This window comes from Blautia sp. ZXY-1-C6, from assembly GCF_056339875.1.
On sequence record NZ_JBWJVQ010000277.1, the window covers coordinates 1 to 11521 of the forward strand.

9 protein-coding genes and 1 CRISPR repeat array are annotated in these 11521 nt (G+C 39.2%); all 9 genes read right to left on the reverse strand.

Features of this window, described 5'->3' with window-relative positions; all coding sequences use genetic code 11:
* A CRISPR array of direct repeats spans nucleotides 1–626; the repeat unit is 36 nt; unit sequence GTTTCCGTCCCCTATCGGGGAGCTACATTTCTCAAT.
* A 167-nt stretch (nucleotides 627–793) separates the two neighbouring features.
* Nucleotides 794–1888 carry a type III-A CRISPR-associated RAMP protein Csm5 gene (gene csm5 / locus AC075J_RS17620; RefSeq protein WP_182465546.1) on the reverse strand — a complete coding sequence of 365 codons (1095 nt, stop codon included), beginning with the start codon at nucleotides 1886–1888 and terminating at the stop codon, nucleotides 794–796.
* A 1-nt stretch (nucleotide 1889) separates the two neighbouring features.
* Entirely contained in the window at nucleotides 1890–2810 is a 921-nt protein-coding gene (gene csm4 / locus AC075J_RS17625; RefSeq protein WP_118613553.1) for a type III-A CRISPR-associated RAMP protein Csm4, read from the reverse strand.
* A gap of 20 nt (nucleotides 2811–2830) precedes the next feature.
* The gene (gene csm3, locus AC075J_RS17630) at nucleotides 2831–3496 is read right to left on the reverse strand and encodes a type III-A CRISPR-associated RAMP protein Csm3 (protein ID WP_118613551.1); all 666 of its coding nucleotides are present in this window, start codon (nucleotides 3494–3496) and stop codon (nucleotides 2831–2833) included.
* A 12-nt stretch (nucleotides 3497–3508) separates the two neighbouring features.
* Complete coding sequence (gene csm2, locus AC075J_RS17635; protein ID WP_008703380.1) at nucleotides 3509–3904, reverse strand: type III-A CRISPR-associated protein Csm2; 396 nt, start codon at nucleotides 3902–3904, stop codon at nucleotides 3509–3511.
* Complete coding sequence (gene cas10 / locus AC075J_RS17640; RefSeq protein WP_476390557.1) at nucleotides 3894–6278, reverse strand: type III-A CRISPR-associated protein Cas10/Csm1; 2385 nt, start codon at nucleotides 6276–6278, stop codon at nucleotides 3894–3896. Before cas10 ends, csm2 begins: the two co-directional genes overlap by 11 nt.
* Nucleotides 6271–7011 (reverse strand): CRISPR-associated endoribonuclease Cas6, encoded by a 741-nt coding sequence (gene cas6 / locus AC075J_RS17645; protein WP_008703382.1) that lies wholly within the window; start codon nucleotides 7009–7011, stop codon nucleotides 6271–6273. Before cas6 ends, cas10 begins: the two co-directional genes overlap by 8 nt.
* Nucleotides 7012–7195: 184 nt before the next feature.
* Entirely contained in the window at nucleotides 7196–7327 is a 132-nt protein-coding gene (locus AC075J_RS17650) for a hypothetical protein (protein ID WP_256280509.1), read from the reverse strand.
* A 150-nt stretch (nucleotides 7328–7477) separates the two neighbouring features.
* Nucleotides 7478–10108, reverse strand: a complete 2631-nt coding sequence (gene ppdK, locus AC075J_RS17655) for a pyruvate, phosphate dikinase (RefSeq protein ID WP_055201217.1) — start codon at nucleotides 10106–10108, stop codon at nucleotides 7478–7480.
* A 361-nt stretch (nucleotides 10109–10469) separates the two neighbouring features.
* A partial coding sequence (locus AC075J_RS17660; protein WP_476390558.1) for a diphosphate--fructose-6-phosphate 1-phosphotransferase occupies nucleotides 10470–11521 on the reverse strand: 1052 nt, incomplete at its 5' end.

The window sequence follows — 11521 nt, forward strand, 5'->3', positions numbered from 1 at the left end:
GTTTCCGTCCCCTATCGGGGAGCTACATTTCTCAATGATGTGTATAAGTGACGTAATATTGTACCGGATCTGCCCGAGTTTCCGTCCCCTATCGGGGAGCTACATTTCTCAATACAGAAACTGTTTGATGGAATGAGTTACTCAAGTAAAGTTTCCGTCCCCTATCGGGGAGCTACATTTCTCAATAAAAGGTCAGGATCCGTTTGAATTTAACCCATACGTTTCCGTCCCCTATCGGGGAGCTACATTTCTCAATAAGCGTTAAAATACCGTAGGTGGGCGGTATAGTCGTTTCCGTCCCCTATCGGGGAGCTACATTTCTCAATGGACTTGCAACTCGTCAATCAGGCTCATAGAACACAGTTTCCGTCCCCTATCGGGGAGCTACATTTCTCAATAGTTTTGAAAGTCGCTGAAAAGCATGGTAGGCAATAGTTTCCGTCCCCTATCGGGGAGCTACATTTCTCAATCCATATGGCGAGCTTAAAGTCAAAGTTGAAGTGGATGGTAGGCAATAGTTTCCGTCCCCTATCGGGGAGCTACATTTCTCAATTAGATCTTCCTTTAGCGAACTAGTTTCCTCTTTCAACGTTTCCGTCCCCTATCGGGGAGCTACATTTCTCAATACCATCCCCGCAACCCCATGTCCTGTCTGGGACGAATAGGGGGATTGCGGGGGAAAAGTAATTTCATTGAAATACAGCTGTTTTGGAAAGTAAAAAGTTCTCACAAATCCAGCATTTAAGCCATGCGCGGCAAAATACGAAATTTCACGCATTTAAGAACAAAATGCTCAAATAATATTTAATTCACATTCCCCCATCATATATTCTTTTCCCTGATATCTTGTACATTTTAAAATATGAGGGGATACTCCCATACGGGTATCTTTATAATGTTGATGGGTTTTAGGCACATTTGTTCTGTCAAAAATATTTTTTACAGTTTCAATGCCCTCTTTTTCTCCGAATAACGGGTAAATCACTGTCTTGGAAACAAAACCGCTTCCACCGCCCAGAAATACTGTATTCGGTTTTCTCCTGTCACTTCGCGGAAATTTCTTCTGGAAATTCTGATAATACTGTTCATAGAATAACTGTACTGCTTCCAAAATATCTTCCTTTTTTATATTACAAAGTGTTTCATCAATTGTCAATGTACTTTTAATGACTGTTCCCGGTTTTATGCACTCTCGCAGAAGATTCAATGTTTTGTATGTACCATCTGTGTGCTGCTCCCATTTCTGGCACAAAATAATATCTTCTCTGGACAAGGGTTCGCTGTCTCCAACGATAATACCTGACATAATATCGAAATCAACAGTTTCTTTTCCCGAAGATCTTACTGAATTGAATGCATTTTTCTCAATTTTTACAATATTATTATTTAAGATTCTTCTGTTAATCTTGTTAACTTCCAAATCACTCCTGATCTGTCTGGTATCAGTTCTATATTTTTCGCAGTTTTGTAGAATATCTCTACCCAGAAGAAGTGTTCGCAACATTCCTTTCAGAGAACTTCCGGGTATGTAGGGATTCCCATATGGATCTGTAATGCAGGTCATTACCTGAAGCTTTCCTTTTTCTTCTGATCTGTCGCCCACATTCTCTACATATTTCATACAGTTTTTTAAATCATTTTGAGATACATGGTTTCTGAGACACCAGTGTTTTAAGTCTTCTCTTGTATCATCAATCATGAAACGTTCAAAATCATTCTGAAGATGAAGTTTTTTAGCCAACATATAGAACTTTGAGCCATCTATTACCCCTATGGTATTTCTATTCAGAAACATATATTCTTTTTTCTGTATTTCGTTTCCATCACCTACAAATACCGGTCCATTGACTTTCAGATGTATCTGATATGTTTTTAATTTTCGTTCCATATTATACCCCCATGAAGAAAGCTTTTGCATATCGAAATACCGGATGTTTTCCACCGTTTCTTTCTTCAATGATTCTTCCTCTGAATGTGTGCACAAAACATGAACCAGATGAAAAAACATAGAGATCTCTTTTTCGCATTTGCTGCAATGCATACTCTGATGAATCCACAAATCCTGATCTTTTTATTAAAAGATATGAAGAACCTTTCATGACTTGTTCCAATTCTTCATCTTCAGGAAGCGCAGTGGAAAGCAAAATGTTTTTTTCTGATTTTTTCTTTAAATATCCCATCATATCTTCCGGAACTTTACAGACCTTGTATACAAATCTTCCCAGTCCAGAACTTTTCTTTCCACCTATACCAGTGTATTGCAGACTTTCGAACAGTTCATCTAACAATTCCCTGTCACTTTCATTCTCATATCCTGCCAGCACATACAGACCTGTTCCTGTATTAAAATGCCATGTATTAACCCGAAAAGGTTCCGGCTCCTCCATTCCATGAATTCCTACTGAAACTTTCATATCATAAAGTCCCAGATATTTCATATCCTCCATATGTTCTTCCGGAAAAGTTCCATTCACAAAATCCGTGAGCGTACTTACTGGGATGTATTTCAAATTTTTGAATTTCTTTTTCTGACGGGAATCTCCCTGTTTGCTTTCATCCGCTGTCTGAACAGCAATCATTGGCTTCGGAATATAGTAAATTTTTCCTATGTATGGGAATGCATCAGAGAATATGATTTTTCTATCTGACACCTGTTTCAAAAATCTATCCTGTTTTTTCATTTTCAGTGCTTCCTGAAACAAAGCTGAAAACAGAGTATCTGCATGAAAAGTGATCTCTGAACTATCCAGATTTCCCCTGCCAAAATGGACTCCATTTATAAACTCCAAACAATATAATGTATAATTCAAAGTATCCTTCCTTTCACCGACTACTCTTTCACAGCCTCATTCAGAATCAAATTGCATTTTTCCAGCAATGTATTATCAACATGGCCGACAACTGCATCTGTATAAATATCCTGAAATTGGATTTTTCCATATCCTCTGGATCCATTTCCTCCAAGATAATCATACTGCAATAATTTCATTGCTTCTGCGAGAGTTTCCATATCTTCCAAAAATTCCTGTTCTTCTTCTAATTCATATATCAAATCCAGTTTAAAAACAGAACCTCTGACAACTCGTTCAATCTGTCTGGGATTTGCTACAGCAGTAGCTCTGGAAATAGAATTTTCAAATTTTACTTCTGTCATACTTTGAAGTCCGGCATCTCGTAATTCTTCTTCGTTTTTTAAAACCATATCAGAAAACAGTAATCGGCTTCTTTTTATATTTCCCTTTTTTGAAGAGCCAAACAGTCGTGTAATACGTTCATGATCTTCATTTGGCTCCACTACACGCTCATTGAATTCTTTTGCCAGAAGGCTTCTCATTTTCCCCTTCAGAGAACTTCCGGGAATCATCGGCAGATTTGTTCTGGCATCCCTTATGATTGGCGAATCCACAGCTCCAATTGCAGCAAATGCACCACTTCCACCAATATGCATTCCTGTTTTTACTAAAATATTTCCTGAAATCCTGATTTTTCCATACATAAATCTTTCCTCCTACTGTTCTTTGCCGCCATAATATTTGTGAAATGCAATCAAAGCTTCCATATATTTGCTGAACAACAGATAATTCTTTTTACTCTGTCTGATTTCTTTAAGAATCTCCAGAATTTCTGCCTGTTTTACAAATGCTTTTACTTTTGGCTCCCGACCACATTCATATATAAAACGAATTCTGAGATACTCAATTCTTCCACAAATTTCATCATCCAATTTTTCTGATGTATATGTAAGAACCTGATTATAAATATCCGCAGTCATTGCCAGAAGATTCCGTATTTTAGATGTAGTTACAATATTTACTTTTCCTCTGCATTTTTGCTTTGACTCCTCAACCAGACTCTTAATCGCCTCTTCAGCTTTATCTACATAGTTATTCTCATTAATTCTCATCCCTGTGTTCCCCCTTTTTGCGATGAATGTATGCGTAAAGATTAATTGCTGTTTTCAATTGTCTGCAATCCTGATCCGACTGAATCCACCTGTACATTTTCTGAGACAACTGTCTGTATTTTTCTTTTTTCGGTCCTTCCTCTGTCGGCTCCAGCCTGGAAAGAAGATACATCATTCTTGCAAAATTGATCTTCTCCTCATGTCCTCTTACCAACTCCATCATACGGTATAAGAAGGACATTCCTCTGGTTTCGTCAATACCTTCAAAAAAATCACATAATGCCCTGTATTTTTCCTGAACAACTCCTTCTTCCAGTTCTTTCCATGAATAGGTTCCATCGCTGATCTCTTTTTCTTCATCCCCGTCATCCACCAGATGAATTTCTCCATCCTGAAGTAATGTCACTGCATTTTTTTCCGGCATTCTCTTTGACTCTGATTCCATCATACCGGTTTCTTCTGCAATGGCAGCAATCGGATAAGAAAAATCATAAATACCGATGCCTGCTGAAATGCTTAATGTCCCCTGAGTATATTGTTCAAATTTTCTTCTCAGATCTACAGACAATTCAATAATATCATTCCATGCACCTACAATAAATACATCATCTCCTCCGGAATATACAATTGTAGCCTGTCTTTTCTTTCCACCATTTTTTCCTTCCAGTGAATATTCTCCATTTTCCAGGATGAATCGAATATAATACTTGAAGAATAAGGATAACTGTCTGGATAAAGTAGCTGTTCTGGATAATGTCATATATCTGTCTCCATTTTTTGAATTACAGAATCCTGACACAATAGCCTGTCCAAGATTATCCACATCTGCTCTCAATACCCCGATTCTGCTGATGCCTTCAGCTTCCCGGGCAAATTCTTCAAAAGTACTTCCTGTTGAATAATCTCCTACCCACAGCTTCGTAGCAATATGTTTTCCTGTATAAAGCTTATTTTTAGAATAGGCTCGTACAAAATAATCGTCATTTTCCATTCGTCTGCACAGTTTTTTTTCATCGTCTGCAACCAGACAATATCCTCCCGGCAGTGGCATGGCATCTTCTCTTTCATCTGGATTTTCCAGTACAACGGAGAAGAAATCTGCATACAATACATTTTTTGAAAGCTTCTCTATTTTTCTGCACAGAGGGCAAACTCCCTCTTCATCTACATGTCCGATTTTTTTGCAAACCTTACATTCTCTGGAATAATCCTGCTCTTTTCGATTATTTAACCGAATTATTTCTCTCGCCGTATATCTGTGCTGTTTTTGCAACGACAGCATTTTACTCATTTTCCTGAATAACTCTGTATAACTACCCTCCGGAACGTTTCTGAATGCATTCCCTGTACATTGCACATATCCAAAAGCAACAAAAAGATCCGTCTGAAACTGTTTCAATAACCATTCCTTCAATTCTTCCTGAAATTTTTGAATCTGTATAACAGTTTCCGTTGTATTTGCAAGAAGTAGATAACAATGTCCGCCTCCGGAGTATAAAAGATTTGCCCTTGACAGTTGCAGTCTGTCTAAAAGAAGATCTATGATATGCTCCATCATAATTTCCAGGTAAAAAGACCTTGCACGCAAATTTTTCAATGCATTTTTAGAGCTTATTGTATATATGAAACTCTGTATTCCTGAAATATCCATAGAACATAAGAGAAATGCGTTCCTGTCATAAAAATCCTTCTTATCAAATAATTCCGTCTTATAACTCAAATGATTTTCGTTTAAATAATCATATATGCAGCTAGAAATTGCCGCAGTCAATTTTACATGATCAAACAGGGAAATATCACTTAATTCTTCATTTGAAGTGGAGGATGGCATATAAGAAAGATTTGCTTCCATAACGGCCAGTAAGGAGTTCAGATATTCTTCACTCCAATTCATACCTCTGAAATTATCTAACATTCTCTGACAGATTTTCATATAGAATTCTCTGGAAAATGGCTTTTTCTCAGAAGCAGGATAATTAATCTTCCCCTGATCATCCATATCACCTGGCTGATAATAAAAACTTTGGTTATTTCCATTCAATACATTAAACACACTCTGAAGCGGGACTGACAGATCAAAACCCTTTTCTTCAGTGTCTTCCTTTTTTCTCCTGTCTGCAAAGGCAGCTATATTATCTGCCAGATAAACGATGTACGCCAGATTATCCTCTTTCAGACGTGCACTTTTGATTTCTGAAAAGTGATGGTATCTTACACAGTCAAGAATCTCTTTATCCTCTATTTTTCCCTCTTCTTTAAGAAAATCATATCCTGATACACTATGATTTCTTCTGTCACTGCCTTCCCGGTAAACTACTTTTCCTATGTCATGAAGCAGACTTCCTGTAATCAACTTAATTTTCTGGTCAATCATCTTCATTCCTCCTGACGTATTTCATTGCTCCCATTCCCATGCCTGTCTTAATTCCCACTCCGGCAAATTCTCCGAATTTAAATAACATTCTCAGATATCTTGCCATTGTTTCTGGTCCTCTAATATGAATACAGATACTTCCTGTAAAACCTGTGATCTGAACTTTCTCCAATGGAAATGGTACTGTCTGCAAACGGTACCGCACGATTTCACTCTGTTCAACAAGTGCCTCCAGTGTTTCCTCATCAAACATATCAAAAGCTTCTGAAACAGCACTGTATTTTCTCATAAGACTGGCATATATTAAGCCCAAATCCGGATATATTACATATTTTCCGTCACTTTTAAAAGCTGTGGGTGTCTGAAACTTTATCTCCAAATATTTCGGACATTTCTTCTCATAAAACTCTGTGATAAGTTCATTATCATTTTTCAAGTGCATCCTTTTATTACATACAGAAATTGATAATCCCTTTTTTCTCAAAAAAATATCTGTACATTCAGACAACGGCATAATTATATTTTCATATGCTTCTTCATTCAAAGTCTTTATTGTCCAGATGGTGCTGTTATTTTCCCTCGTGATACATTGACTATAAGGATTTAACTGGTTTCCATGTAGTCTGGCTGCATATTCTGGAGAAATATTTTCCATAATAACTCCCTGTAAATTTGATGACTGCCTGTAATTTATTTCTTTTGTTTCCAGTTCCATTTGTAATTCTGCATACATTGAAGCACCTCTACAGTAAGTATTTTTTGTGTATTTTGTACTTTTTTTATATATTTTATGTCAAATCATTGTACATTATATCACTTTTCATATGTAACGTCAATTTGTTTTACCATGAAGGTTACTATGAAGCTTACTATGCAGCCAGACAAAAACAGCCGGATAATCAGATAAACTATCTTAATTATCCGGCTATTTTTCCTGCTTCTTTTCTTACATTTACGTCTGCTTTTGTATAAAGTTTTGTCTCTGTATCATCATCCTCGCATTCCGGAGTTTTGAAATCAAATCTCCTGATCATAAATGCAAAGATCACATAATTAAAACTTTCTACAAATGATTATTCCACGTTTCACTACAAAATACATCAAAAAGCTCCTGGAGCTTCAGATTTTTCTAAAGTTCCAGGAGCCATTTTACGTTTGGACACTCTCATGCTCGCGCATGAATCTATATTTTATGCTAATTATGCATTCTTCTCAGCGATAGCTGCCTGTGCTGCTGCAAGACGAGCGATCGGTACACGGAATGGTGAGCAGGATACATAGTTAAGACCGATCTTGTGGCAGAATTCTACAGAAGACGGATCTCCACCATGCTCGCCGCAGATACCTACGTGAAGGTTCGGGTTAACCGGTTTGCCGAGTTCGATAGCCATCTTCATCAGCTTGCCAACGCCAACCTGATCCAGTTTTGCAAATGGATCGTTCTCGAAGATCTTAGCGTCATAGTATGCGTTGAGGAATTTACCTGCATCATCACGGGAGAAGCCGTATGTCATCTGAGTAAGGTCGTTTGTACCGAAGCAGAAGAAGTCTGCTTCTTTAGCGATCTCGTCAGCTGTAAGAGCTGCTCTCGGGATCTCGATCATTGTACCAACTTCATACTGAAGGTCAGAACCAGCGGCTTTGATCTCAGCATCAGCTGTCTCAACTACGAATTTCTTAACATATTTAAGCTCTTTTACATCACCAACAAGTGGGATCATGATTTCCGGTTTGATTGTCCAGTCCGGATGAGCTTTCTTAACTTCGATTGCTGCGCGGATAACTGCTGTTGTCTGCATCTTAGCGATTTCAGGATATGTTACAGCAAGACGGCATCCACGATGTCCCATCATCGGGTTGAACTCATGAAGAGAAGCGATGATAGTCTTGATCTGCTCTACAGTTTTGCCCTGAGCATCTGCAAGTTTCTTGATGTCAGCTTCATCTGTAGGAACGAACTCATGAAGAGGCGGATCCAGGAAACGGATAGTAACAGGGTTACCTTCCAGAGCTTCAAAGAGACCTTTGAAGTCATCCTGCTGGAATGGAAGAACTTTTGCAAGAGCTTTTTCTCTCTCTTCTGCTGTTTCGGAGCAGATCATTTCACGGAATGCATCGATACGTCCCTCACCGAAGAACATATGCTCTGTACGGCAAAGACCGATACCTTCTGCACCAAGCTCTACAGCTTTCTTAGCATCAGCCGGAGTATCTGCGTTTGTACGAACTTTCATTGTTCTGTACTTGTCAGCCCAAGCCATGATGCGTCCGAACTCACCAGCGATTGTAGCGTCTACAGTCGGGATGATTCCGTCGTAGATGTTACCTGTTGTACCATCGATGGAGATGAAGTCTCCTTCGTGGAATTCTTTACCAGCAAGTGTAAATTTCTTGTTTTCTTCGTCCATAGCGATATCACCACATCCGGATACACAGCACTCACCCATACCACGGGCAACAACTGCTGCGTGAGATGTCATACCACCACGAACTGTCAGGATACCCTGAGCAGATTTCATACCTGTGATGTCTTCCGGAGATGTCTCAAGACGTACAAGTACGACTTTTTCTCCTCTTTCAGCCCATTCAACAGCATCATCAGCTGTGAATACGATCTTACCGCAAGCAGCTCCAGGAGAAGCGCCAAGGCCTTTACCCATTGGTGTAGCAGCTTTCAGAGCAGCAGCATCAAACTGTGGGTGAAGAAGAGTATCAAGGTTACGTGGGTCGATCATAGCTACAGCTTCTTCTTCTGTTCTCATTCCCTCATCAACAAGGTCACAAGCGATCTTTAAAGCAGCCTGAGCTGTTCTCTTACCATTACGTGTCTGAAGCATATACAGTTTACCATGCTCTACAGTAAACTCCATATCCTGCATGTCTCTGTAGTGTTTTTCAAGTGTTTCGCAAACCTGTTTGAACTGTACGAATGCTTCCGGGAATTTCTGTTCCATTTCGGAGATGTGCATAGGTGTACGAACACCGGCAACAACGTCTTCACCCTGAGCATTTGTAAGGAATTCACCAAACAGACCGTTAGCTCCTGTAGCAGGGTCACGTGTGAAGGCAACACCTGTACCACAGTCATCACCCATGTTACCGAATGCCATCATCTGTACGTTAACAGCTGTACCCCAGGAATACGGGATATCGTTGTCACGACGATATACGTTCGCACGTGGGTTGTCCCAGGAACGGAATACGGCTTTGATAGCACCCATTAACTGTTCCTTAGGATCAGTTGGGAAATCAGCACCGATTTTTGCTTTATATTCAGCTTTGAACTGTTCAGCTAATTCATGAAGGTCTTCTGCAGTAAGTTCAACATCCTGCTTAACACCTCTTTTAGCTTTCATCTCATCGATAAGTTCTTCGAAATATTTCTTTCCGACTTCCATAACTACATCAGAGTACATCTGGATGAATCTTCTGTAGCAGTCCCATGCCCAACGAGCATTGCCGGATTTTTCAGCAAGTACGTTAACAACGTCTTCATTTAAACCAAGGTTCAGGATAGTATCCATCATACCTGGCATAGAAGCTCTCGCACCAGAACGAACGGAAACAAGCAGAGGATTTTCTTTGTCACCGAATTTCTTTCCGGTAACTCCTTCCATTTTGGTGATTGCTTCCATGATCTGAGCCATGATCTCATCATTGATCTGTCTTCCGTCTTCATAGTACTGAGTACAAGCTTCTGTTGTGATTGTGAAGCCCTGAGGTACAGGAAGACCAAGGTTTGTCATTTCAGCAAGGTTGGCACCTTTACCACCCAGAAGGTTTCTCATATTAGCGTTACCTTCTGTAAACATGTAAACCCATTTTGCCATTTTACATTTTCCTCCTAAATTATTGTTCTTTTGTAACTATTCAGCATTCTGTTGTGAAGTAACTGAACAGCCACACCTTTCGCACATAAGTAAATATATGTTTCTTATACGCACATAATTATTTTATAGAATTTGTGTCATTTCGTCAAGGTTATTCTGCTAAAATTAGCTAAAATTTTTATACATTCTGCATAAAGTGATTTATTTTATTATTCTTATTATTGTTAAGGTTTTCTCAGTCCTTTATTCTGGTCTTTATCTATATTTTTCTCTCACATCTCATATATTATATAACAGGAAAAAACGGGAAGCAAAACAGATAAGTTGATCTGCCCGGCTGCCCGTTTATAATTTTTATCAATTATTTCTTTCTGCCTTTTTTCATGTTCAGTACCAGATGTCTCGGCATACCATTTACCATAATAGGCTGATAATCTCCCTGGATCAGAGGTTTAATATAGTCTACAAAATCCTTAGTTACGTTTGTAGCATCTTTATTCATCCATTCTCTCGGAACAAGTTTCTCCTCATTTGCGATTCTGTGTACATCGTAGATACCTGTAGCTGCCATGTACGGATCATCGGAAACACGGTCGATAACAACCATCTTACCTGTGTCACCTTCATCTGCAGCTTTAACTGCAGCACCACCTACCATGAATGCTTCATCAATATCCACTCTGGATGCCATGTGGGAAGCACTTCTCTGTAATGTGGAAAGTTCAACAGCTCTTGTCTTGCATCCGCACTCCGCTGCCAGGAAGTTTGCCAGATAAGTGGCTGTTCCCTGAAGCTGTTTGTGTCCAAATGCATCCACATAGTCTCCCACGCTTCCAAGCTCACATACATATCTTCCGTCTGCCAGCTTGATTCCCTCGGAAACTGCGATTACAATAGATGCTTTTTTATTCAGAAGATCTTTTACTTTTGCAAGGAATTTCTCAACATCAAAAGGAACTTCCGGCAGATAGATCAAATCCGGTCCGTCGCAGTCCTCAGATTTTGCTAGTGCTGTGGCACCTGTAAGCCATCCGGCATTACGTCCCATAATCTCCATGATCGTAATCATATTTTTCTTATAAGTAAGTCCCAGTGCATCGCGGATCACTTCTTTTGTGGATGCGCCGATATATTTTGCAGCACTTCCAAATCCGGGTGTATGGTCTGTCAGCGCCAGGTCATTGTCGATTGTTTTCGGAACACCAAGGAACTTCTGAGTCTGTCCTGTGAGAATCGCATAATCAGACAGTTTCTTGATCGTATCCATGGAATCATTTCCGCCAATGTAGATAAACGCATAGATATCCAGTTTATTTAAGATCTCAAAAATTTTCTCATAAATTGCTTTATCTTCGTGAATTTCAGGAAGCTTGTAACGACAGGAACCTAAAAATGCAGATGGTGTTCTCTTGA

Excerpts from the sequence above, each read along its gene's own strand:
- csm5 (WP_182465546.1), bottom strand. The coding sequence starts at position 1,888 with ATGGAACGAAAATTAAAAACATATCAGATACATCTGAAAGTCAATGGA.
- csm3 (WP_118613551.1), bottom strand. The coding sequence starts at position 3,496 with ATGTATGGAAAAATCAGGATTTCAGGAAATATTTTAGTAAAAACAGGA.
- csm2 (WP_008703380.1), bottom strand. The coding sequence starts at position 3,904 with ATGAGAATTAATGAGAATAACTATGTAGATAAAGCTGAAGAGGCGATT.
- cas10 (WP_476390557.1), bottom strand. The coding sequence starts at position 6,278 with ATGATTGACCAGAAAATTAAGTTGATTACAGGAAGTCTGCTTCATGAC.
- cas6 (WP_008703382.1), bottom strand. The coding sequence starts at position 7,011 with ATGTATGCAGAATTACAAATGGAACTGGAAACAAAAGAAATAAATTAC.
- ppdK (WP_055201217.1), bottom strand. The coding sequence starts at position 10,108 with ATGGCAAAATGGGTTTACATGTTTACAGAAGGTAACGCTAATATGAGA.